This window comes from Bacteroides graminisolvens DSM 19988 = JCM 15093 (assembly GCF_000428125.1).
Classification (GTDB): Bacteria; Bacteroidota; Bacteroidia; order Bacteroidales; family Bacteroidaceae; genus Bacteroides; species Bacteroides graminisolvens.
Genome location: NZ_ATZI01000004.1, coordinates 19,147 through 41,658 on the forward strand (window position 1 = coordinate 19,147; position 22,512 = coordinate 41,658).

32 protein-coding genes are annotated in these 22,512 nt (G+C 40.1%); 29 read left to right on the forward strand and 3 right to left on the reverse strand.

Translation table 11 applies throughout. The annotated features are described in order from the left end of the window. Positions 1 to 98: 98 nt before the first annotated feature. The 28 genes from C511_RS0104830 to C511_RS16235 all read left to right on the forward strand — a co-directional run bounded on the left by C511_RS0104830 (position 99) and on the right by C511_RS16235 (position 17,608). Positions 99 to 446: a hypothetical protein gene (locus C511_RS0104830; RefSeq protein WP_024997393.1), complete on the forward strand. Its 348-nt coding sequence runs from the start codon at positions 99 to 101 to the stop codon at positions 444 to 446. 18 nt (positions 447 to 464) lie between these two features. Next, positions 465 to 1,391 (forward strand): DUF4866 family protein, encoded by a 927-nt coding sequence (locus C511_RS17795; protein WP_148297758.1) that lies wholly within the window; start codon positions 465 to 467, stop codon positions 1,389 to 1,391. A gap of 12 nt (positions 1,392 to 1,403) precedes the next feature. Then, entirely contained in the window at positions 1,404 to 2,111 is a 708-nt protein-coding gene (locus tag C511_RS0104840; protein ID WP_024997391.1) for a hypothetical protein, read from the forward strand. 1 nt (position 2,112) lies between these two features. Further along, the gene (locus C511_RS0104845; protein WP_024997390.1) at positions 2,113 to 2,385 is read left to right on the forward strand and encodes a hypothetical protein; all 273 of its coding nucleotides are present in this window, start codon (positions 2,113 to 2,115) and stop codon (positions 2,383 to 2,385) included. After that, positions 2,382 to 2,753, forward strand: coding sequence for a hypothetical protein (locus tag C511_RS0104850; RefSeq protein WP_024997389.1), 372 nt, complete (start codon positions 2,382 to 2,384; stop codon positions 2,751 to 2,753). The genes C511_RS0104845 and C511_RS0104850 overlap by 4 nt, the downstream gene beginning before the upstream one ends. A 12-nt stretch (positions 2,754 to 2,765) precedes the next feature. Next, on the forward strand, positions 2,766 to 3,050 hold the full coding sequence (locus C511_RS0104855) for a hypothetical protein (RefSeq protein ID WP_024997388.1): 285 nt from the start codon (positions 2,766 to 2,768) through the stop codon (positions 3,048 to 3,050). A gap of 6 nt (positions 3,051 to 3,056) precedes the next feature. Continuing rightward, positions 3,057 to 3,647 (forward strand): tyrosine-type recombinase/integrase, encoded by a 591-nt coding sequence (locus C511_RS0104860; protein ID WP_024997387.1) that lies wholly within the window; start codon positions 3,057 to 3,059, stop codon positions 3,645 to 3,647. Between the two features lie 3 nt (positions 3,648 to 3,650). Then, positions 3,651 to 3,947, forward strand: coding sequence for a hypothetical protein (locus C511_RS0104865; RefSeq protein WP_024997386.1), 297 nt, complete (start codon positions 3,651 to 3,653; stop codon positions 3,945 to 3,947). Positions 3,948 to 3,961: 14 nt separating this feature from the next. Further along, the gene (locus C511_RS0104870; protein WP_024997385.1) at positions 3,962 to 6,955 is read left to right on the forward strand and encodes an N-6 DNA methylase; all 2,994 of its coding nucleotides are present in this window, start codon (positions 3,962 to 3,964) and stop codon (positions 6,953 to 6,955) included. 21 nt (positions 6,956 to 6,976) lie between these two features. Continuing rightward, the gene (locus tag C511_RS0104875; protein WP_024997384.1) at positions 6,977 to 7,561 is read left to right on the forward strand and encodes a hypothetical protein; all 585 of its coding nucleotides are present in this window, start codon (positions 6,977 to 6,979) and stop codon (positions 7,559 to 7,561) included. Positions 7,562 to 7,565: 4 nt separating this feature from the next. Continuing rightward, a complete protein-coding gene (locus tag C511_RS0104880; RefSeq protein WP_024997383.1) occupies positions 7,566 to 9,368 on the forward strand; it encodes a hypothetical protein in 1,803 nt (600 codons plus the stop codon). A gap of 92 nt (positions 9,369 to 9,460) precedes the next feature. Beyond that, positions 9,461 to 10,132: a hypothetical protein gene (locus C511_RS0104885; RefSeq protein WP_024997382.1), complete on the forward strand. Its 672-nt coding sequence runs from the start codon at positions 9,461 to 9,463 to the stop codon at positions 10,130 to 10,132. After that, complete coding sequence (locus C511_RS0104890) at positions 10,129 to 10,380, forward strand: hypothetical protein (protein ID WP_024997381.1); 252 nt, start codon at positions 10,129 to 10,131, stop codon at positions 10,378 to 10,380. Before C511_RS0104885 ends, C511_RS0104890 begins: the two co-directional genes overlap by 4 nt. Beyond that, a complete protein-coding gene (locus C511_RS0104895) occupies positions 10,364 to 10,903 on the forward strand; it encodes a hypothetical protein (RefSeq protein WP_024997380.1) in 540 nt (179 codons plus the stop codon). The genes C511_RS0104890 and C511_RS0104895 overlap by 17 nt, the downstream gene beginning before the upstream one ends. 3 nt (positions 10,904 to 10,906) lie before the next feature. Further along, positions 10,907 to 11,074, forward strand: coding sequence for a hypothetical protein (locus C511_RS18115; RefSeq protein WP_162831802.1), 168 nt, complete (start codon positions 10,907 to 10,909; stop codon positions 11,072 to 11,074). Positions 11,075 to 11,091: 17 nt separating this feature from the next. Continuing rightward, positions 11,092 to 11,403 carry a hypothetical protein gene (locus C511_RS0104905; protein ID WP_024997379.1) on the forward strand — a complete coding sequence of 104 codons (312 nt, stop codon included), beginning with the start codon at positions 11,092 to 11,094 and terminating at the stop codon, positions 11,401 to 11,403. A gap of 13 nt (positions 11,404 to 11,416) precedes the next feature. Further along, the gene (locus C511_RS0104910; protein ID WP_024997378.1) at positions 11,417 to 11,674 is read left to right on the forward strand and encodes a hypothetical protein; all 258 of its coding nucleotides are present in this window, start codon (positions 11,417 to 11,419) and stop codon (positions 11,672 to 11,674) included. A 3-nt stretch (positions 11,675 to 11,677) separates the two neighbouring features. Beyond that, on the forward strand, positions 11,678 to 12,253 hold the full coding sequence (locus C511_RS17185) for a hypothetical protein (protein ID WP_024997377.1): 576 nt from the start codon (positions 11,678 to 11,680) through the stop codon (positions 12,251 to 12,253). 78 nt (positions 12,254 to 12,331) lie between these two features. After that, the gene (locus C511_RS0104920; RefSeq protein ID WP_024997376.1) at positions 12,332 to 13,006 is read left to right on the forward strand and encodes an antitoxin VbhA family protein; all 675 of its coding nucleotides are present in this window, start codon (positions 12,332 to 12,334) and stop codon (positions 13,004 to 13,006) included. A gap of 10 nt (positions 13,007 to 13,016) precedes the next feature. Further along, positions 13,017 to 13,664, forward strand: a complete 648-nt coding sequence (locus tag C511_RS0104925; protein ID WP_024997375.1) for a hypothetical protein — start codon at positions 13,017 to 13,019, stop codon at positions 13,662 to 13,664. 6 nt (positions 13,665 to 13,670) lie between these two features. Continuing rightward, a complete protein-coding gene (locus C511_RS0104930; RefSeq protein ID WP_024997374.1) occupies positions 13,671 to 13,922 on the forward strand; it encodes a hypothetical protein in 252 nt (83 codons plus the stop codon). A gap of 195 nt (positions 13,923 to 14,117) precedes the next feature. Then, on the forward strand, positions 14,118 to 14,531 hold the full coding sequence (locus C511_RS0104935; protein WP_024997373.1) for a hypothetical protein: 414 nt from the start codon (positions 14,118 to 14,120) through the stop codon (positions 14,529 to 14,531). A gap of 292 nt (positions 14,532 to 14,823) precedes the next feature. Further along, entirely contained in the window at positions 14,824 to 15,312 is a 489-nt protein-coding gene (locus C511_RS17420) for a MutS N-terminal domain-containing protein (protein ID WP_081698261.1), read from the forward strand. Further along, positions 15,284 to 15,979 (forward strand): hypothetical protein, encoded by a 696-nt coding sequence (locus tag C511_RS16230; RefSeq protein ID WP_024997370.1) that lies wholly within the window; start codon positions 15,284 to 15,286, stop codon positions 15,977 to 15,979. Before C511_RS17420 ends, C511_RS16230 begins: the two co-directional genes overlap by 29 nt. A gap of 122 nt (positions 15,980 to 16,101) precedes the next feature. Beyond that, positions 16,102 to 16,620, forward strand: coding sequence for a hypothetical protein (locus C511_RS0104955; protein WP_024997369.1), 519 nt, complete (start codon positions 16,102 to 16,104; stop codon positions 16,618 to 16,620). After that, positions 16,620 to 17,015: a ribonuclease H family protein gene (locus tag C511_RS0104960; protein ID WP_024997368.1), complete on the forward strand. Its 396-nt coding sequence runs from the start codon at positions 16,620 to 16,622 to the stop codon at positions 17,013 to 17,015. The genes C511_RS0104955 and C511_RS0104960 overlap by 1 nt, the downstream gene beginning before the upstream one ends. 77 nt (positions 17,016 to 17,092) lie before the next feature. Beyond that, on the forward strand, positions 17,093 to 17,299 hold the full coding sequence (locus C511_RS0104965) for a hypothetical protein (RefSeq protein ID WP_024997367.1): 207 nt from the start codon (positions 17,093 to 17,095) through the stop codon (positions 17,297 to 17,299). Between the two features lie 15 nt (positions 17,300 to 17,314). After that, positions 17,315 to 17,608 (forward strand): HU family DNA-binding protein, encoded by a 294-nt coding sequence (locus C511_RS16235; RefSeq protein ID WP_024997366.1) that lies wholly within the window; start codon positions 17,315 to 17,317, stop codon positions 17,606 to 17,608. 670 nt (positions 17,609 to 18,278) lie between these two features. Here C511_RS16235 and C511_RS0104975 read toward each other — a convergent pair. Both C511_RS0104975 and C511_RS0104980 read right to left on the reverse strand, forming a co-directional pair. Beyond that, positions 18,279 to 19,202: an Abi family protein gene (locus C511_RS0104975; protein ID WP_024997365.1), complete on the reverse strand. Its 924-nt coding sequence runs from the start codon at positions 19,200 to 19,202 to the stop codon at positions 18,279 to 18,281. Between the two features lie 539 nt (positions 19,203 to 19,741). Further along, positions 19,742 to 20,545: a tyrosine-type recombinase/integrase gene (locus C511_RS0104980; protein WP_154657478.1), complete on the reverse strand. Its 804-nt coding sequence runs from the start codon at positions 20,543 to 20,545 to the stop codon at positions 19,742 to 19,744. Between the two features lie 83 nt (positions 20,546 to 20,628). Here C511_RS0104980 and C511_RS16240 point away from each other — a divergent pair, with 83 nt between their 5' ends. After that, positions 20,629 to 21,711, forward strand: a complete 1,083-nt coding sequence (locus C511_RS16240; RefSeq protein WP_394356831.1) for an Eco57I restriction-modification methylase domain-containing protein — start codon at positions 20,629 to 20,631, stop codon at positions 21,709 to 21,711. A gap of 41 nt (positions 21,712 to 21,752) precedes the next feature. On the opposite strand, the gene C511_RS17425 is transcribed toward C511_RS16240, so the two are convergent. Further along, positions 21,753 to 22,508 carry a restriction endonuclease gene (locus C511_RS17425; protein WP_244877221.1) on the reverse strand — a complete coding sequence of 252 codons (756 nt, stop codon included), beginning with the start codon at positions 22,506 to 22,508 and terminating at the stop codon, positions 21,753 to 21,755. Between the last annotated feature and the right edge of the window lie 4 nt (positions 22,509 to 22,512).

Consider the following 22,512-nt stretch of genomic DNA (forward strand, 5'->3'; position numbering starts at 1 on the left):
AAATGCCAGGGCTCCTCTATCAAGTAGGTGGCCTCACATCAAACAAGTAAAGAAATGCCCCTATTGGTAATCACATCATTATTAAACAGAATCAATACATGAGTATCAATTTACATATAGCAAAAAAATATCAAGTGCAGTACACTTCCACAGTTATATGTGGCTACCAATCACAAGAGGTGTTGGACTTAATCTTTATGGAGTTCGAAATCACCACTAACAAGGGAGATGAGTATGATAACGAATACGACCTGCCGAGAAGTGAACTGGTACGGTTAAAAGACGAAATTATCAATCAAACTGACTACTTCAAGGAACGAGAGGGGTTCCTTACTAAGGAGTTGGCAAAAATCGGATTGACCATTGACGAATTTGTGTCAGCTCTCGACAATTTAATCACAACCAGCGACCAGAACAATGATGACGTTCTGCTGAGTTGGTACTAAGCGGCTAAATCAAATAATATGTCAAAAATAGTATGTTCGGTTTGTGGGTCTGATGACGTGCAGGCCAAAGTTTGGGTGAAACTAAACGAGAATTACGAAACCACCACTGAATTTATCGATGAGATGATTCGAGAGCCTGCCGACTGTTGGTGCTGCAACTGCGAGGAAAATCAAAAGCTGATTATTATCGAGGAAGAGAAAAAACAACCTAACAATACATCAAAAAATAATATACACATGTTCATAGACGAAAAAACTCAAAATACTATCCACGCCACACTTGACAAAAGCGTGTCGCATGGGACGATGCGATATCAGGAACTTATTCCTGCTTTTATGAATGTCATTCGCGATACCCCTGAGTATGTGCAACTGATGGATCAACTTCCCGCTTATGCACAAGAAGATAAAACCTCTAATTGGTGGGAAAGCGAGGATGCCTCATGGCTATTTACAGAGCTGTTGGAAACGCTTGAGCAATACGCACCGGAAGGCTATACATTTGGAACCCACCCCGGAGATGGTTCAGATTATGGCTATTGGAAAGTCGATAGTTCAGAAGAGGATAACGGAGACACCCTTGAATCCATACTTGAAGACACGGATAAGTGCGAAAGGTTTGCCGAAGTTGTATTAGACGAAATTAATAGTGACGAAGAACAGCCGCATCACATTGGCTCCAATATTATCAAAGCATATCAGAATGGCGATTGTGATGCACTTCTGATAGCTCTGTGTGGTTGGTCTATGGATTCTCTGCTCGGCAAATTCAACGACAATAAGCCCAATGAGCCTAAAATTTGTCCTGATTGTCAGGAAGAAGCATTGAAATATGCAATGATTGACGTAGATGACACCAACCTCGAAGAGGGGTACTCTTGCTCAGAGTGTGGGGCAAATTTTATCGGACTCGATAATGAACAGGTAATCAAAGCAAACACCTAAATAGTAAATTATATGAATCGAAAATTAGTAGAAGATCTCCACCAATACTTCGAGAAAAAAGATAATAAGAATGCCTCAGAGGTGAGTTTTCTCAATCAGCTCACCGAAGAGTTGCCATACTTTCAGATTACCGCAATAAGCCGAGAAGATTTAACACACCGAGGTTTTGATGTCGATGATGTCGATGATGAAGATATGCGAGAGCTTGCACAAAAGATGGAAAGTGATTACTGCGAACAACTATTCTGGCAGAGCATGGAAATCATTGCCAGTGAAGGTTTAGAAATCCCTAAATTTATTTGTCCTAAGTGCGGTAAAGGTGCCAGCACATTTGATTCTCAAAGTGAAATGTACGATTGTCACTCTTGCGATCACAGTTGGAAGTTTACAGAACCGACCGGACGATATGTGTTGGTCAAATATCCTGAAGATAGCAAGTTTTTCTCTGACTGTGAAGTTGGGTACGACAGTTACAACTCGGAGGACAACGGAGCGATGTATGTGCCAGAACACTTCTATACAGCCCACACCGGCACTGAGCCAGATGCTAACAAACTCTTTATTCCGGTTACATGGCCTGAATCCCAGGAATATTTCGAACTGCAATACGAAAAGAAGTCCATCTTTGAACTGTGCGAATCTATTGAGTACGGCAAGGCATTCGATGATTTCAGTTCTCAGGCCATTTGGGTTCCATTATCAGTGATTAATAAGCAATAATATGGATGAGTTAAATCAAAACTATCTTGCCAGAGTTTGCCTATGGGTCAATAACTACGGTGATGGCGAAGGACTCACCCGCGAACTTTTTGCCGAAACGTACGGCAAGGTTATGGGCGATCATTACGCTATCAAATGGGAGAGCGAGTATCGTCACAATATTATGGCAATGGTTAACTACTTCGGTCTCGGCAGTGAAGATGGTCAAAAGTTCTGTGATATGATTATGAAGCAAATGGCAAAGTACGAACAACGAGTAGGTCACAAAAGATGAAACTGAGTGAATACATAGATAAAACCAACAAAGCCCCTATGGAAGGAGGCTTGAGTTTTTCGAGTGTCCCATCGAAGCGGCAGTTGATTACGACAAAAAGAGGACGTGAATCACTACCATATTGGTATGGCATAAAACCAATAAGGTTTATCTGGAGAGGTAGTTGGTCAGATCCTGAAATATGTTACAATCGGATGGTAGTGAACTCTCATTCCGTTGAAGATGCCATGTTTGAGCGGTATCACGAGTATTGTAAAGAAGAGGGCTTGGAATCTACTGACGATGGATTTGCTGAATTTATGAGAAACAACAAAGCTGAAATTGTGGAGCTAATCTATTTGGTTCACAATGCTGAAAAGAATAATTAAAAATGTAATATAATGGATGACGAACTTAGAATAACTGAAGACGAGGGCGATGTGGTTGATATTTACCTATCCCCAGACAAAACACCGGTAGCATATCAACGAAAGAAAAAGGAATTGATGGAGCATTGCGGAATGACGGAGGACGAAGCCGAAAACTGTTTGCTCAGGCCAATTCCGATAGAGATATTTTATAGTTATGACCAAGGGTTATGGGGGATTGAATCCGAATGTCTTTCGTCTTGTGAGGTTTATGACCCTTACACCGGAAAAGAGATCCCAAACGACAATTTACCGTAAAAAACCATGAGCAGAGACAAAGGAAAACTAACAACAGCAGACTACTTGTCGATAGAAGACTTCAATCGATTGGTAGATGGACTGCATAATGATGGACTATATATGTGGGAGCTCTATTGCAGGTTATCCTTTTGTACTGCTTTACGAGCCTCAGATGTATTAACCCTCACATGGCAGGATATACTTAACCGAGAATTTCTCGATAAGACTGAGAAGAAAACCCAGAAAGGAAGACGGATCACATTTAACTCCTCCGTCCAACAAAAGATCAAAGAGCTATACACTCTACAAGGCGAACCCGATAAAAAAGGTTCGCCTTTTTTAAACCCAAAAACTCAAACAGTCTATTCTTTGGAGCATATCAACCGATTGCTCAAAAAGTTTAGGGTGAGATACAGATTACCGATCAAGGCATTCTCCACACACACTTTTCGAAAGACTTTCGGACGATATGTATACGAAAGCAATGGTCGAAGTGCCGAGTCTCTAATATTGCTCAACTCAATATTCAGGCACTCAAGCATAGATATTACAAAGGTCTACATCGGACTTCGACAGGCTGAGATAGACAAAGTTTTTAACTCAATCAAATTTTAGAATATGAGACGAGTACAAACCTTAGAAGGTATAGCTCGCATACTTGGAGCCGAGGGCTTTAAGAAGTATGCAAAAGATTATGGCAATAGTCGTGTGAACCTTGATGGTGATGTGGTCGATGCTATCAATATTCTCGACATCTATCAGGGTAGTGACATGCTTATAGAGCACTTTAACTACTTCAAGCGCGAGATGACAGAGAAATACGCATCGAACACAGTGCCTTTTTATAAAACAGATGCTTTCAAAGAGCAGTGTGAGCAGGAACGCAGAGAGTTCGGCTATTTAGTATCAATGTAATAAACCAGAAGATAATGTATCAAATAACTCCACAACAAATATCACAGAGTGCCAGAAAAACGCTCAACGCAAAAATACTTTCAACAATAGGGACTGGCAACTCCATGTCTGCCGAAGAAATCTATAACGGATACACCGGTATCGGAGGTCTACACGAACTAAAACAAGCGGATTTCTCATCGTATCACGACTTTGCTCAAGCAAAACGAGAGGCCGAAATGGGACAGTTTTTTACTCCGCATGAAATATGCCGCAAGATGGTTGAGGCAATTCAACCACAGCCGAATGAGATGGTACTGGATATGTGTTGTGGGATGGGCAACTTCTTTAACTTCCTACCAAATGAGCACAATGCCTATGGGTTCGACATTGACCCGGATGCCATAAAAGTAGCCAAACACCTATATCCCAACGCAAACATAGAACTAGCCAATATATGTACTCACAATCCGGAGGAACGTTTCGATATAGTGATTGGTAACCCGCCGTTCAATCTTGACTTCGATGGTGTTCAATCGCAGTATTACTATTGCAATAAGGCGTACTGGATGCTCAAACCGTCGGGATTGATGATGATGGTCGTCCCAGTGTCATTTCTGCAAAACGAGTTCTGGGAACGCTCCAAGGTCAATGCGATAAACCGGGACTTCTCATTCATCGGACAGACCAAACTCTCCGCTGATGCTTTCAAAAGCGTGGGTGTTGACAAGTTCGATACCAAGATTATGGTCTTTATGCGGGAGTCGAAAAACATTGATATGAAACCGTACAACGCCGAGGAGTTTGTCTCAATGGAGGAGCTGGCCGAACGAATTGCGGAAGCTAAAGGCATCACGGCAGAATCGAAATTGCAGATCCAACAGGAAGCCAAAGAGGAGGTGTCGGCAGAAAATCGGGAGTTTGAGTATAAGCTAAAAAAATATCTTTACGAAATCAAGACTCACAAATCACTTCAAAAACACTATGATAAATCAATAGCTTTAGTCGCTAAGTTTCGCAATCAACGACCGCCAGAAGGCTGTTCAGTTGATGAGCGCAAGGAATGGGACAAACGCAAACTAACCTACAAAAAGGTGCTCGCCGTACTGAAACGGTATATTAAAAACCAGAATGTAGTACCACGAAAAGAGGTCGCATTGGTCAAAACAAACTATGGTTTTAAATTGAAAGGATATGCGCCTCGCCTGCTGGACAAGGTTGAGGTAACAGCAGTCTCACTCAAAGGTATTCTGGCTTTTGGAAAAACACTGCCACACCCCGAAAAAATGACCGCCAAGCTAAGGCGACAATATGCAGCAGCCGAGAAATATATCGAACGTAAACGAAAAGAGTATGAACTGCAATCGAGCATTTTTCCGACAATGAAGCGGGACGAGGCGTTGGATAAAGATATTAATACCCTGACATTCTTTAATAAGGAGATGCAGGCTTGCTCGTTCACGGAGTTGCAAAAACACGACATGGGATTGGTCTTTCAAAAAAGATATGCCCTGCTTAATTGGCAACAAGGATCTGGTAAAACGGCAGTGGCCTACTATTATAGCAAGCACAGGAGGATAAATGTTAAAAACACGGTTATCCTTGCTCCTGCAATCGCCATCCATCTGACATGGGAGCCATTCTTGAAACGCCACAGTGAAAAATATATCATAGCCAGCAAGCCGGAACATCTGGTAAATATTCCCAAGGGCTATTATGTTCTTCTTTCTCTCACGATGATTGGTGAGTTAGTTGCACCGCTCAAGGAGTTTATGAAAGTACGTTCAAATAAAGTCTGCCTGCTCTTCGATGAATCGGATGAGATTACGAATCCGTCAGCACAGCGCACAAGGCAATCGCTCAACATCTTCCGTCGTGCCAAGTATAAGTTGTTGGCAACTGGAACAACTACACGAAACAATATTGGAGAATTATACTCTCAATTCGAACTGCTGTATAACAACTCTGTCAATATGATGTGTGATGCCTATTACGTCTACTTCCAAAACAAAGACGGAGAGATTGAGATGAAACGGAATGACCGCTACCTCGAACCATTTCCGGCTCGTGGTGGTTCGACACTCTTTAAGGCTTGCTTTTGTCCGGGCAAAGCTTCGGTGTTTGGTATCGAAAAGCAAAACCAAGACGTATATAACCAAGAACATCTGGCTGCTCTTATCGAAAAGACCATCATCACCCGTAAGTTCAAAGAGTTTGCAGGTGAGAAGTACGAAATTATTAATTACACCGTAACGCCGAGCGATGGCGAACGAGCAGTTTATCGAACTATCCTTGAAAAGTTCCACGAGATTCTGCATCTCTATTATAATCCCATTAAGGATAAGAAAAAGGAGTCTCAGTTGAATCTTGTACGTCAGATACAACTTCTTATCAAAGCATGTTCTGTTCCGCACCAAATGAGCGGCTACTTTGGAGAGCCATACCCACAAAAGGCAATTACCATCGAAAACAAACTTAGGTATGAACTCAAAGGGAAAGTGGCAATTGGATGTACTTCAATTGACGCGGTGGAGTTATACACCAATTTTTTGAGTGAACGTTTCCCTGAACGTCCTTTGTTTGTTGTTCGTGGCAATGTCGATTTTAAGAAGAGGCAGAAGATACTCGATAAATTCGAGAAAACAGAGAACGGTCTATTGGTCTGTACCCAGCAAAGTTTGAAAAGTTCAGCAAACGTACCAAGTTGTGAAGACATTATAATCGAGTCTCTCCAGTGGAACATCCCTCGAATGGAGCAGTTTTATTTTCGCTTTATACGCCTGGACTCAGTTGGGATGCGCCGTGTTCACTATCTGACCTACGAGGAGTCTATTGAGCAGAATCTAATGGCGTTGATACTCACCAAAGAGCGACTGAACGAGTTTATCAAAAGCGGCGAAGTCAAAGAGGAGTCCGAAATTTTTGAGGAGTTCGACATTTCACCGGACATCATCGAAACCCTCTTCCGTCGTGAACAGGACGATCAAGGTAAGTTCCACATTCGCTGGGGAGCACAAAAAGTAAGTTAAACAATCAAAATCAATAAAATTATGAGCTTGTATATTGGCAAACAACAAGAAAGCGAAGTTATCAAATACACTTCGGTCTCGTGGACTCCGTTTTACAATGGAGTGGCTTCCAAATTAAAAAATTTCTATCCAACCCCAAAACGTGTCGAGGCACTACTTGAACTTGGCAACCTTGTTGGGCTTGGAGCTACGCCTTATGGCAAATATAGCTGGGACGAAGGTTATGACTGCATCCATTGCAGAGCTGAGATTCGAGATGACAAAGAAAAAAAGGGAAAACATCTGCCCCGATATAGCAGTGAAGCTGAATTTCTGAAACTTGATGGACATCTATTTCTTTTTAAGGATGATAATTGGCACTATCGTTATTCCGATGGGCTTTCTACTTATCTGCCGGAAACGGAATTACCCAACTTGTCGGAAAATTCATTGGAAGGACTGGAATTCATGCAGCTAAACGATAAAGGAGAGCTCTCAGTCCTATATGCCAGGGAACTCAAATATTGGAATGACATCGTAGCCAAATCCAACGAAGAGCAAATACCAATATTCGTCTTTCGTAAGGGCAGGCTTATCACAACAATCAATCACCCTCTAAATCAATAATAAAATGGGAAAAAGAATCTATGAAGCGGTAGCAAACCTCCCCGAAGAACTAATAACTCCCGAAATAGCAGCTGCTGCTATTGAAGAGGGAAATATTCAATTATTAGACTGCCTTCCTCATAAATACCTGACAGGAGAGGTTGTTGTTAGCGTTATTGAGAAAAATAGCAATTCATACAGCTACTATGGGTTTAAATTATCCAGTTTACCAGAAGAGATTCGCACCAAAGAGATATGCGAATTTGCCGTACAAAAAGATATATCCAACATTATCAACGTACCTGTTGAGTTTAGAAGTAAAACAATGCTGAAAGCAATGCTGAGTCGAACAAAGCAAAACTTAAAGTATCTACATTTGTTCGCACCGGAAGTTTGGTCGGTAGAACTTGCCATTGAAGGAGTAAAAAGCATCTATTCTGAAACCGTATCAAATTATGGACGTAGGGGTGGCTATCACAGTTCTTCAACCAAAACGGATATTAAACCGGTACAGATATTTCTCTCGTATGTCCCAATCAAGATAAAAGCCAAAGAGTTTTTTTCTAAGTTGGCTACTACGAATCTTAAACAAGAGGATGTGGTGTTTATCACTCCGGATAAGTATAAAGCGAAAACGTACTATTTGAATGTTGCCGCTAAAGATTTCAGTCTTGTACCTAAACAATTCTATGATTATGATGTATTTATGGCTGCTATCGAAAATCAAAAAATATCGTTTCACGAGCCATCTTCATACTCATATAACGGAATCCAAACTGCTGAACAAAAAGCTGAAAAGGAGAAACACCAAGAACTTATGGCGGCTATTTTCTCTGTCATTGATGATGCGATGGCTGACAAGATCATTGAGGTAGTGCCATACGCTTTCAAGAAACTGCCAGATGTATTTCAGACACCACAACGATTAATAGCTGCCATCAGCAAGCCTAATAGCGAGGTTGTGGTGATTGATAGCGACACTCTCTCTCATCTACTCACCAAAGAGGTGTGCGAGGCTTACATTAAGAAAAATAGTAACCTGCCGGCACTTCCACATACGATATGGACACCGGACTTCGTAGAATACTGTATGAAATATGGAACAAATTTTCGTTGGTTTAAGCAGTTACCTAAAGAGTTACAGACCCGTGAGATTGTGCACAATGTATTAGAGTACAGCGCCCAATATGTTGAATACGTTCGTATTGAGTTGATCTCATTGGAGAAAGCATATGAGATTTATAGAAATCACAACTATTGTCGCCAATATATCCCAGCGATGCTTATCAAAGACTTTGAGGACGAGACAGGACTGAACAGCGATTTTGTCGGAGGGGAGTTGAGTTACACAAAGTTCCGAGAACAACGAAAAATGAATACTTACTGCAAAGTGGGCAATTCATTCTTATCAATCAGTGACGGGGGATATCGAGCATCTGCCGTAATAACCATGACGCGCCGCACTCCTCAATCCTTCCGCCCGGTAGTCATATTCTCGAAGTCTATCGACACTTTCCATACTACGTGGCTCGAAAAGGTGATTGCCGACTATGATGCTTCGTTTGTAAAGCCAACTGTGAGCAAAGCTCTGAAACCTTATCAAATCAATGGCTATTTTGCTATTAAAAAGGTAGGCTCCGAATATGGTATTGATATCTACGCAAACGTACTGCTCGGAGAACAGATATCTTTCGCCACACTGATTGGCGGAGAGGTGGTTCGCAATGAGTCATTAGACAAACTCAAAGAGGAACTAAAAGAGTTCCATACAGAAAGTATAGATTTCGGAACTTTGGTACTTCCGACCGGATTGCAGGTTGCCATCTGAACTGATAATCAATAATAATTGAATTGGGGTGAATTTCTTCACCCCTTTGTTTTTTCAATCACTATTCTAAAATCGAACAAATAAGTATAACGATGAATATAAACGCAAAACACATCGAGGCATTGGGTGGGCTAATGTCTCTCGAAATGGAGTTAAACACTCCCGACCTCCCTGAATTTGACGAGAAAAAGGTAACAGCCTATCTGTTTGATGCCTTTGGCGTTGCTATGTATGAGGACAAATACCTATTTTTAGAATATCCCGGACTTGGCAATGCTATGGAAGATGAACAATTACGCCGTACCATCAATCAAGATCGCTTTGGGAATCGCTTACCGGATGACTTCAAAGTTACTATTGACGACTTGGCAATGTGCTTTGCCGAAGTCGAAGAAATAAACCATGAAGAGTACGTCAGACAACTGATGAAGGGCATTTTTACAAACTCAAAATCCCTGTTCAGAGGAACCGGAATGACAGCAGAGAAGTTCCGGGAACATAATCTGAGAATCATTATGGCTCCTTGTAAGCATCTCTACATCTACAAAGACGATAGGGAGTTTCTCAAAGATTTGGACGGTAAGATTTACGCCATCTCAAACCTTAACGGAGATATTATTTGTGATATTTTGGAGGAAGATATGATAATGCTTGAAGACCAAGGTCTCATTTCTAATAACCAAATCATTTCCGCTGATTCTATCGAATATATACGTTCTCAACGAGTAGAGATCATTTTCCTAACCAAACCAATCAAACGATGAGACATTCAGATAATGTAATCATGCTATACAGCACAGATGCCTGGCATACTCATAACAGCCGTGAACTGGTCGGAGTATTTTCAAATCAAGATGAACTGAACAAGTATTTATCGAAAATGAAACGAGCAGGCAAATTGTCTGATGAGGATATGGCAATGCTTATCAATTATAACCAGACACAAGGTCGAGATATAAATTACTTAGTAGAAACCGAAAAAATTAATCCAAAATATGAACGAAAAAATTAATTCATTTCAAGAACGTGCCAAATTATTACGCTGTGAAGTCACTGATGCCATTATTGGTATACTCAAAGAAAACAATCTATCCGAGCTTCAACTATCACAAAACCCAGATGAGGTACCTTGGGTTGTATGGTTCAACGACGAAATGTACGGCTATGATTCCCGTGTAAAAGTGGTATCAATCGAGGGCAACGGCATTGCAGTTGAGGTCTATGATGAAGATTGTTGCAGTTCTGCAACCCTTACCAGTGATAATCTCGACTTAGCTTGCACAAACATCGATTGGCTATGTATAATCCTTAATAGTATTACCTACACTCTAAGTCTTCCTAAATCAACAGGAATAACTGAGATCGCAGGCCATATCATTGAATGGTCCTATGACGAACCGGGACTGTCCGAGATTCCTGAACGTGAACAAGAGGAGATTGAGGGATTAATCCAAGCTGGGAATAGTAATGGTGCTTTGTTCTACAACGATAATGATATGGAATTTGAAGGAACATGGAAAATAAAATCTATTTAAGTTATGGCTACAAGAACAGTATATATCACAGTACGTCTTGATATTACCAATGACAAGACAAATCAAATCACCGATGAGGATATGGAAAACATCATCAGCGAAACAGACTACAACTTTGGAAATGTCGGTGATTTTGAACTTGAAACGGAAATCTGTGGACAAAATGAATAACTCTAAAAATTAGAACAATGAAAGACCTGAATGATTACAAACCCGAAGAGTTCGGGGTGAATAAAGATGAAATCAACTCGCTCATCATGGAGCAAGCCAGCGACTGTGCCATTGAAAAAATGGTAAAAGCTAACGGTCTGCCTTTTGAAGCATTTGTTGAACCAGACATCGAAGAAGGCGAAGAAGCTGATGATGCCACACCAACCCGCTACAAAGAAGAATATCAAGAGCAATACAACCAACTCTATGATGAAGAGTATGACCGCATCGCAGCAGAACTCGGCTTTGATTTTTGTAAAGAGGATGGTATTCTCATTTTGGAATCATAATGGTAAGAGCAACATGAAAGTAATCTTCCGCAAATTCAAGCAAGGCGGTGATATCATCGCCTTATTTCCTGAACAAGGCAATAAGAAAAATCTGATGGTTGGCTCCTATATGCGCGTTGGACAACACTCTGATGCCGATTATATCGGAGTAATCGCGGCAACCACTCCCGCCAAAGAAAGTGAGTATGCAGAACTTCTGGCCGAACTGAAAAGTATTGGATATGATGATTTACAAATAACAAGGCGATGTAAGCCCAAATACAACAATTAAATTATGGACATAATAGAAGAACTTACCAAGTGCAAAAGCACTATCACTCAGGCACGGGAAACAATAGGAAAGTTGATGCTCTCTCTGGCCAAAATATATGGTGGAGAGATAGAGTCTCCCGCAGGAAGAACATACAGTGGCGTAGAAGCAGCAACAGGAATTCCTTGCCAGATCAAATCATTTTCTGAAAATGAATCATTGATGGTAAATGCCTCCTTTGATGGAGATGACTACGAACTACCAATCTCTAATTTCTACGCTGAGGAGTTGGTCGAAGTTATGCAATCGATGATAAAGGAGCGAAAAGATGCTCTTCTCGCCAAAGCCAACAAAGCATACGCTGACTATAAAAACAGAACAAAGCAGGAACCGCACTATTTGAAATGTCAGATTACCTACAAAGACGATGGTTCACAACTGGATGTAATTATCAAACTCTCGTTGGATGTAGTTGAGAGCGAAGATGACAAAATTTTCTTCAACTTCAATAGCTACGATGACCTTAAATATTTTGTAGATATTGGGAAGGAAGATTTTATTGTCACCAAATTCTACCATCTTGAAGAATATCTGGACTAACTAAATACCCAAACTATCACTTGACCGACCGAGATTAATATCACTCTCGGTCTTTTTTCACCTTAAAAATAAAGTAACATGATATCGATTATAGTAATATTTGGACAAGATGCTGTAAAATACCACGAATGGACAGGTCAGGTTCCATTAGATAAGTTTCTTTCTCTAAATGGAGGAGTGGTCTCAGAGGTTAAATTCAACACGCAAGAGGAGTACTCAGCCTACTTACAAGCTCTTGCAGATTATGATTCTTGGCCATCTTATGCAACCATTGAAAAAGAGATCGTAATTGAGAAGTGCCCTCATTGCGAAGATTGGGAATCTTTCTTCGCCGACCGTGACAGCAAAGTCTATTGCCCTGATTGTGGCTCCCTCATTATTCCGGCAAAACAAAGAAATGATAAAATCGCTCCTGTAAAGCTACAATTCCAAACGACTGGCAACACTGAATGGCGGAATTTTCCAGAAGTCCCTACAGTGGAAAACTATACAACTGATTTTCCTTCTGAATTCATGCACGGCTACCATTCCAGTGATTACGTGGCGTGGGAGGATGATATGCGGAGATTTGTGGACGGAGAAATAACTCTGGAAGAGTTCAAAGAATATGGCCATGAATTCAACACCCAATGGCAGGCAGAAGAGGAAATGAAACGGCTTAGACAAATCATTCTCAACGAGACAATGGAAGACTTCTTTGTCGATTTTGTCGCTGTGAAAATTAAGTTCAGACAAGTACAAACAACCCTATAAAATTACGACTATGACATTCACAACAAGATTCAATCAGTTACAAACAGATATTATCGCTAACATCACGGCAATAACTAATCGTCCCGATGGTTGGTTACCACACACTGTCTTTGTCGAAGAAGAGGATGAAGACAGAAGTGGAGCCGGAACACCAGTCTATAAAAAATATCAGCTTATTGATTTCAAGCCAGATGGTAGTTGTACTCTTCGAGATACGAAAACCGGCGAGGATGAAACAGATCGTCATCTCTCAGAAATCAATATTGATTGGCTGATGACTCTCTATGGATATTACCAAGATTTATCCGAAGAGCGTGAAGCTTTAAACACAGATCCATACAACAATCCGCTCGAACACTCACTCAGGCTGCTACTTGATGTGGCGTGTCTCGAAATCACTCGTTTTGAAGAAAGTGAGACTTACAACCAGTGTGTTAAGGCTCTCGCATCTTCCGAAGAAAAGGAGTTATCAGTCTTTCTATATCCATTGGATTGTTTTGAGCGCAACGCAACAAATAAAGAAATTATCTATGACTGGGAGAGTGAGGTAGAATATGAGATTCCCACCAGAAAACTTACTCCTGATGAATTCGCCGCAGAATGTAACGACGAAATGTTTGCCGACCAAGTTTATTGGGTGCGTTTCATTAAATATTAAACAAGTATGGCAAAGAAAAAGGAAAACAAACCGCCCACATTGAATGAGCGGATCGAAAATGCGGTAAACTTGGGGCCTCTGACACCATTATATTTCGTTGTGGCAATTGATATGCTCAAAAATCATATCGACAGTTCGGAAGACGAGTCGATAGAACAATTATTTGAACGCTTATTCTCGGCTGATCGAGTAAGAAGTAACATCAAAGAAATTCACAAAGTAATTAATAATCTTCCTAATGAACAAACAACAACATGAACAACTGCGAAAATACCAGCGGGACAAGCTGGTATTTTTGCAAATGGGTTTGGAGTAAAACATCAAGGGATTGATACATCAGATTGAGAAATACCCAATCACCGATGTTACAATCCCTTCTTCATTGCTTATCGAACTTGAGCCATTACAGCAGCGAATAAATTCACTTGTACAACAACTTAATAATATCAAACAATGAACTTTCAAGAATTAACTGACGCATATAAAAAGAGAATTGATGAATTTCTCCTCCAAATTGAAGAGAAGTGTGCTAATCGAAATGGATCGACAATATTGCCTCAGACTCCATCTTATTTGGAAGAAGTCATTATTCCAATTTTCAAAAGTCTGGCAGAAATCATACGCAAAAAAGGCGTGAAAATTCCTACCACACAAACTTATCGCCCTATAAAAGGCTATTATAGAATAAAGATTGGACTAACAACGGTCGGAGGATTTTCTGTTCCTGGCAATGGCGACTATGCAATATATTTCACCCCGATGAAAAATGCAAATCCCATAGGAGACAGACAATTAGTATCCGATACTGAGGAATTACTACAACTAATTAATAATCAATTAAAAGCAAAACAGCAGTTAATTACGTAAAAAACGAATATCTTTGTTTTCCTGTAAATGTCGTATAAGTATAATGCTCTTGCGAACAAAGGGATAGACTGCTGTTTTTCGTATATAGTAGCAATGAAGCAAAAGCTAACAAAAGAAGAGCTGTTTATGCTTGCACGACTGAAAAAGATAGACTTAGCACTACTTTCCCGTATGCAAGATTGTCTCGATCCCCAAAAGGTTCGTAGTAAACTTATCCAATATGAGTTTACTTGCTTGGCAAAAGAGAAAAGATTCAGGAAAGGACATATAATCAAGGCATTGATGGACAAGTATGATGTATCAAAAAGCTATATCGAACTTATCATCTACAGTAATAAACAAAGCAAAGGGAAACAGTGTGTACGATGTGGCAGACTCGTTACCGCATACAAATGGGGGCGGAATAACGGAGTCTGTGATAGCTGTATTACAAAAGCCATTAAAAATTATGAATATGAAACAGGCAGCGAAAATGAAAATGCTCAAAGAAATGAAGAGCCGCCGGGGAACTAACACGTTAATCCTCTTCCGTAATGGAGATTATTATGAGGCGTATGATAAAGACGCAGAAATTATCGGCAAAGTCTTCACTTTAGAAACTTTTATAGAAGATGAGTTAAAAACGGTCAGGTTTCAAGCGTCAGACATAGAAGAATATTCAAATAGATTGTTGGATGCCGGACATGCCGTTTGCATCTCTGAGATGCGTGATGAATCCGGCAGTTTCGTTATTAATATAGCACAGGAAGAGAATGGGCAAGATAGTACGGATAATCAATGACGGCTGTTTTCTGGTCGGTTTGATTGGTGGTACCACTTCTCTTATAATTCTTATTGTTATCATTGGATTATTCAAAAGCTGTTTTGGAGAAAAGATCGACCCGATGGACGATACTTATATGAAGCAGCGGGAAATGTATGACCGGCACGCTGTTTATGACAGCACCAGAGTCGGCTTTGATTTCTTATGGTACACCACCAACGCAGTGTCTAAGAAAAGGGCAGAGGAAATTAGTTCACGAAAACACATCCGAGAAGCCCAAAAAGAATTTGTAGAAACCGTCGCCGATCATTTCAATCACAATTTCTTTAACACCGACATTTATGAGGTAGCCGAATACGCTAAAAAGTTCGACGTAGACCCTGATGTTCGTCTGGTAAATATTTTTGTGATTGGACAACGGCTGGAAGACCAGTATTTACGTCCTAATCCTGATTTGCCTGGCGGCGGATGCACAGAACCCTACTATGGAACCGACCAAGGAGTTATGTATATAAAAGAAATTGATATATATCCTCCATCGCCCGATTCTTTACGGACATACCGCTACTGGGATTGTTGGCGAACCTCCTCAACAGATGAACGTTATACGCATTTTACCGAGACAGAACGCAAACAAGGTAAATATGGTACTGTACTGTATATTCCGAATTATAACCATCAGTAAATTAAGAATATAAAGTTTGGAGGAGTGAGAAAAATCCTATAACTTTGGTCTCCTCAAAGAGAATACTGACTGAAAAATAGATTGTAAATTGATCGAAAAAAGTTGAAAATGATGAATTAAAAATGATCGTAGAAAAAACGCAGATTAAGTTTGCGCAATCGGAGCAGACGGGTGAACTGATTGGATTTGTGTCCCGCCACTCCAAAACACAGAAGTTAATGGGAGTTCGTGAAGACTCCCGTTTTGGTAAGAAGATATGTGTACTTTCAGAAGAACTGAAAGGAACTATCCAGCCAAACAAGTTGTACGCTGTCGAACTGAAACCTATGCACAACGGCAGTGGATATGTGGTGGTCAAAGCATCACCCATGTTGTTTCAAGCGCAGGTGGACACGCTAATCGTCCCCAAGAGTATTTATCAGGTTACGGTAACCTTCGGCAACAAAACCGTATTCTTCGACCCGAAGGATGGCAAGAGTGCATCAAGTCGCACGCTGGCCGGAGTCATAAAACTCCTTCGTGAACGAGAAGATATTGAAAATCCAGAGTTCGTCATCGAAGACTTGACAAAACAAGCCAAACAGGTTGTTAAGCGTATGCAGAACGACGGATTCATTATTCCGGACTACACACTCAAATGATGCGCCCTCAGTGTGGCATAGCCACCGATGGCGCTCATTCCGTTAAAAACAGGCTGACGCGCTTTCGGGCAGTAGACATTGCAACAGGCGAAGAACTATTCAGCGGGAGCATAGGAAATCAAACCATCAACATCGGAGAATTTCTGGGTGTCGTAGAGGCGGTGAAATATATCATCGCCAATCACTACACACCCAGAATCATCTATACGGATAGTATGACGGCTATCGCTTGGTTTCAGGCTAAACGAACAGCGTCCAAAAAGGCGCATCCCGCACTGAAACGGGCTGAGATATTCCTGAAAGCCTTTGCTGCTGAAATCGAATCCATCGAAGTCAGACACTGGGATAATGACGGTTGGGGTGAGACTCCAGCCGACTTTGGAGAGAAAAGTTAATTGATTGATTTTAGATTGTTATGAACCCAGCTTCTCCCTGCCGGGAGGCCCGGAGAAGCATTTTTTTTAATTATAACATGGCGAAGATAAAATCGGAATCAACAAAATATATAACCATTAAGGAGAGCGAGTATCTCCAGATGGTTGAGAACACAATGCTAGTTGAGGCACTTAAGATAGCGGGGATAGAAAAACTCCCCATGTATCAGGCCGCACAGCGCATATTAACAGACAAGCGGGTAGAGATACACATCAAACCGCTTTGTTCCCGTTATTCATTCTAAAACACATAATTAGGCATGAATAAACAGGAAATCATAGACAGGTTATTCGATAAGTTGAGAAATAGCGGCTGTCGTTATCCAAAATGGGAGCTTATACAAATTATCGATCCTTTTTTAGAGGTTCTTAAAGAGTCTTTGGAAGAGGGGAACGAGATTCGCTTGACGAACTTTGGTAAGTTTGTTGTAAAGGCTAAGAAAGGGCGTAAATACTATAATATCCAAACTGGAGCCATAGGTTACACCCCAGATAAAAGAGTGATTGTTTTTGTTCAACACAAAAGCCTTGATTCCATGAGTAAAATCAAGTAAGGTACATTCCACCTTATAATATAGCTCATATACCTATTAATACATAACACCGGAACTATCCAATCAACAGAGATAGTTCCGGTGTAGTTTTTTAAGGGGGCTACATACACACTCTTAATCTTCAGATACTTGAAATCTTTAATAATTGGACTATATAGTCTCAAAAGTATCCAACTTATTGCGTACCTTTGCCAGACAAATAATTCAAGGTTCTACCATCTATATGTAGTCTCCTATGTAGGATTTGAGTTCTTTGCCAAAATACAAGCATTGATTAACAATGTGTTATAGCCCAAGAGGGTGCATCAACTAAATAGCACACCCTTTTAATGTTTCTACTCTCCAGTCTATAGAAAATGAACTTTTCTGTCAATGGTTTAATTATTTACTTCGCGCATAACAAGTCTGGGAAAGCGTAATATTCAAGCCTGGTTTTTCTTCTGAATATTTTTTATCACTAATTTGGCAATAGAGGTTGTTTATTGCCAAATTAGTGATATATCTATTCGCATTCAAATAAATTCATGAATCAACGATCGCTCTTATGAAATGATGCTTAGCGCTTTTTTAAAGATATCATTCTCCATCTCAATATTATGTATGTATTTTTTTTATCTCAGAGCGTTTCTTTTCTTCAGGAATCTGTTTGATGATGCCATTGCCTTGGAAACTACCTTTGCTGTATTGGCATATTTATAGTTTTCCAAAGGATCTCATTCTCCCATTCTGCAGGAAATCCCATTGCCTTTATATCTACCATAGGATAACGGTTCAGAAGCTCCTTGAATCTCGGAATAAAAGAATGATTCGGGTTGACTGTGTTAAGCAGATAATTAATCATGCTTAATATAAAATACACTTGTTGTGTTCCACTTGCAGGAATTGGGATAAAGGTATTATGAGGAGAACGAGGCATTAGCGGCCGCACTCCTAACACTTTATTCCATAATCTGCTATGATGAGCACATATATTTCTGATGTATACAATGCTGTGAAGCCATGAGGAAAAGACACTGTCAGCCAGTCCGAAGTAGGCAGCAATCTTACGTTTGGCCTGTCCGGGCAACAGATTACTGTATAGGATAGACAATGTGCCGAATGAGGCAATTTCCATGATCATCCAGCTTGGCGGATAGTGGTCGGAATACTTTGCACGGAAAGCTGTTATGAACACTTCATCACTTCTCTGATGTTCTTCATCTATCTTTACCAATATCTTGGCATGGCGTACTGGATTTGAAAACAATGAAGCATCCTCAAACCAGTTGGCACTGTATATGGAAGAGAGAATATATGCTGTCTGCGTGCGCACGGCTACCTCTATCTTTTCAAGTTCGGCGATGATAAGCTTCCGAAGTTCACTGTCAAACTTGTAAAGTGAATATGCCGTTTCAAAGGTACTTTTCGGACGGAATATATGATTCTGCTTATCTATCAGCAGAGGATACCAATAACCGCTCAATCGGTAATAGCTGATGTTCTTTAAAAGATGAAGAGCCTTCGTCTCATCTGCAAAGGCCAATCCACGCTGTTTTAGCAACTCAATCTGATCAGTAAAGGATGTAAGCTGCTTGGGGTATGGAATTTTTGTCATAGCTATAAAAATAAAAAGCTTACCCTGAGCGCGCTGTTCTTACGGGAAGCGGGGTAAGCATGTTGATGCAAAGATAAAACAAATATTTCTCTCTGCAAAATTTTTATTCTTTCTTACAGCTTATTCTTTTATAATCAGGTTTTCTTTTCTATCCATCCCTTTTGTAGTTGCTGTTCTGTTCTCCGCCCTGCGATCTCAAGAGATTGTACTTTTCGGCAAAGGTAACCGCCGGTTTTCATTCCGGTCAATGCCGGTATTCTGCTTGTGGAATCTCAGGAAAATCTTCCTCTCCGGCTATTGAGCATGTTTTTCCTTACTGCCCATGGCTGATAGCTACTGCCACCTTTCAATGCAGAATAATGATTTTAGAGGGGGCAAAATAACCATATTTGTACGATATAACACATAACTATTTGATTTACAGGTGTGGTTGTTTTAGAGGAAGTGAAGTAAGGTGAATAACTAGAAATAGATAAATACCTATCAACTAAATAGAATGGAGATGTATCTTCATTTTGAGACATCTCCATTCTTATTTATTACCATGTTATGACCTTATTCACTATTGCTTGTTGCTCGCTGGCAGTTCGGCGCAGATATATTCGGGTTGTTTCTATGCTTTCATGCCCCATGAGATCGGCGAGAAGAGATATATCATTGAATTTTTCGAGAAAGTTCTTGGCGTATCTGTGGCGGAAGGAATGCGGATAAACAACTCTCGGATTGAGACCATACTTCACGGCAAAGCTCTTCAACTGTTGTGCAATGCCTCTTGTCGTTATCCGTTCCCCGAAGCGATTGAGAAATAGATAACCACTATCCCTATTGTTTTTGTTAAGCCATTCCTGAGCTTCTTCTTGCAATTTTTTGGGGATGAAAAGCCGGCGTATCTTGCCACCTTTGGTGTAAATGTCATAATGACCCACGTTTACGTGTTCCACTTTCAGTTGCACCAATTCGCTAACTCTTGCACCCGTAGCGGCAAGGAAGCGAACAACAAAATACCATTCCAGATTATTTTCTTTCTTTAGCTTGTTCTTCAGGAATGTGTAATCAGCGTTACTGATGACATTTTCCAGATAGGTGCGTTGCTGCACCTTTACCGATTTCAGACACAATTGTGGTTTGCGCATGAAATCCAGATACTTGTTCAATGCCTGGATGCGTAAGTTTACGGTTTTAGGCTTGAATGTTTCAATGAGATACGCTTTGTAAAGCACCAAGTTTGCCTTAGTTAGCTCTTTGTACTGAGATTTGAAATCGTTCACTGCATAGATGTAGGCAGTGATAGTATTCTCGGCCATATTCGATAGCACGAGAAAATCTTTGAATTTTTCAACCATGATGTTGCGTTTGTTATAAAGTTGTCTATCATATATAATAATCATGGTCATAAGCTATATGTTTTGCAGTCCTACCTTCTCGTATTAAGTATTATAAGAACTTAATCGAAAACATAACCCAAAAATCAGCCGTTGTAGTAAACTGCTTTAAGGACGGCAAGCGTTTTTGGAGAATCAATCAAAGCGACAATATGACCATAGATGCTATTATAGGAAATCCACCATATCAGGTAATGGATGGAGGAGGAATTGGCAGTAGTGCTATCCCCGTGTACCACAAGTTTGTTGATATTGCTAAGAAAATGAAGCCTACATATATTTCCATGGTTATGCCAGCGAAGTGGTACACTGGAGGAAAAGGGCTTGATGATTTTAGAAATGAGATGCTCAATGATAATAGGATTGCATTTATTGCTGACTTTGACGATTCAAGATTATTGTTCCCTACGGCTGACATAGCAGGTGGAGTATGCTATTTCAATTGGTCTTCTCAGTATCAAGGGCAATGTACTTTTGTAAGTTATAAAGATAAGTCAAGAATATCAAATACAAGGCGTCTTTCAGAGGGTAATGTATTTATAAGAGATATGATTGCTTATGAAATCATCAACAAGGTTAAAGCATTGAATGAAGGAACAATGGACTCTACGGTGTATAGTCGTAATCCGTTTGGATTTGCAAGCAATAGTAATTTTTCAACCAAATATTTTAAAGAATCAGTACGCATATTTACAAGTAAAGGTTGGGGGTATGTAAAAAGGGAGGATATTCGTTCAAATGTGAATCAGGTTGGCAAGTGGAAAACAATTATGTCAAAAGCTGGATCTGAACATGCTGGACAGTCAGATATTAATGGTATGAAGCGAGTAATTTCACGCATTATAATAATTGCACCAGATGAGATTTGCTCTGAATCCTACCTACTATTGTCATGTTTTGACCACAAAGAAGAAGCAGAAAACCAAGTTAGGTATATGAAAACACGATTTGTACGTTTCTTACTCGCAGCAATTCTTCTTACCCAAAATATTGCAAAGGATAAATTCCAGTTAATCCCTTTACAAAATTTCTCTCGCCAATGGACGGACACTGAACTATACAAAAAATATAGCCTTACATCAGATGAAATTGCTTATATCGAAAGTGTAATTAAGCCAATGGAATAAAGTATATCTCTATCGTACTATAAACGATAGAAATATACTTGTTACTCCGCTTTCTTTGAAAGTATTTCTCGTATGTGTTTTTGTGTATCAGATTCTATCTGGAATAGTTTATAAAGTTGTTTACTGACATCAGATGTAAAATCAATATAGGGATTAGTGTCTGAATAATCCTGTATATCTGGCACTTGCTTTGCCAATGAAGTTAAGGATTCGTCAGTCATTAAGAATGCAAACCTAATAAGTTCACTCTTGACGTACTTGTAAAAATTTCGGGCTTCAGCTTCTGTATCGAAGATTTTGAGCGCTACACGTGAACGGCCAAAAGCACTATGATTGTCTAGGACCGTTAACTGATTATTACGCTTTTGTCCTCCAGCATTAGCACTTGATACAACCACTTTCCACTTGTCGAGATATTGTTTGCCTGAGAGTATATTATCCTTGCTGGTAACAAACCAACAAGCTCTTCCACTCTTACCTGCTTTGTCGTTGGTAAATAGCTTAATTTCTTTGTTGAAATTTACAGATGAATCCGATTTATATTCATATACAAGCGAAGGATTTTTTTCCACAAAATTACTTTCTATTCCGAAGAGTGTTCTGGGAAAAATAGAATCATGCAGATATGCAAGATTATTGGATATTACAAATGAGTTTATCTTCCCGACGACATCAACATCCAATGGATTAAGTGGCATTAAATCTTCACCTGGATTTAGAGCTTCCACTTCAATTCTCCTTCCATCAATAGAATAGACATAGGTAAAACCTGTCGTTTTCTTTCTTGAATCCTTCATCACT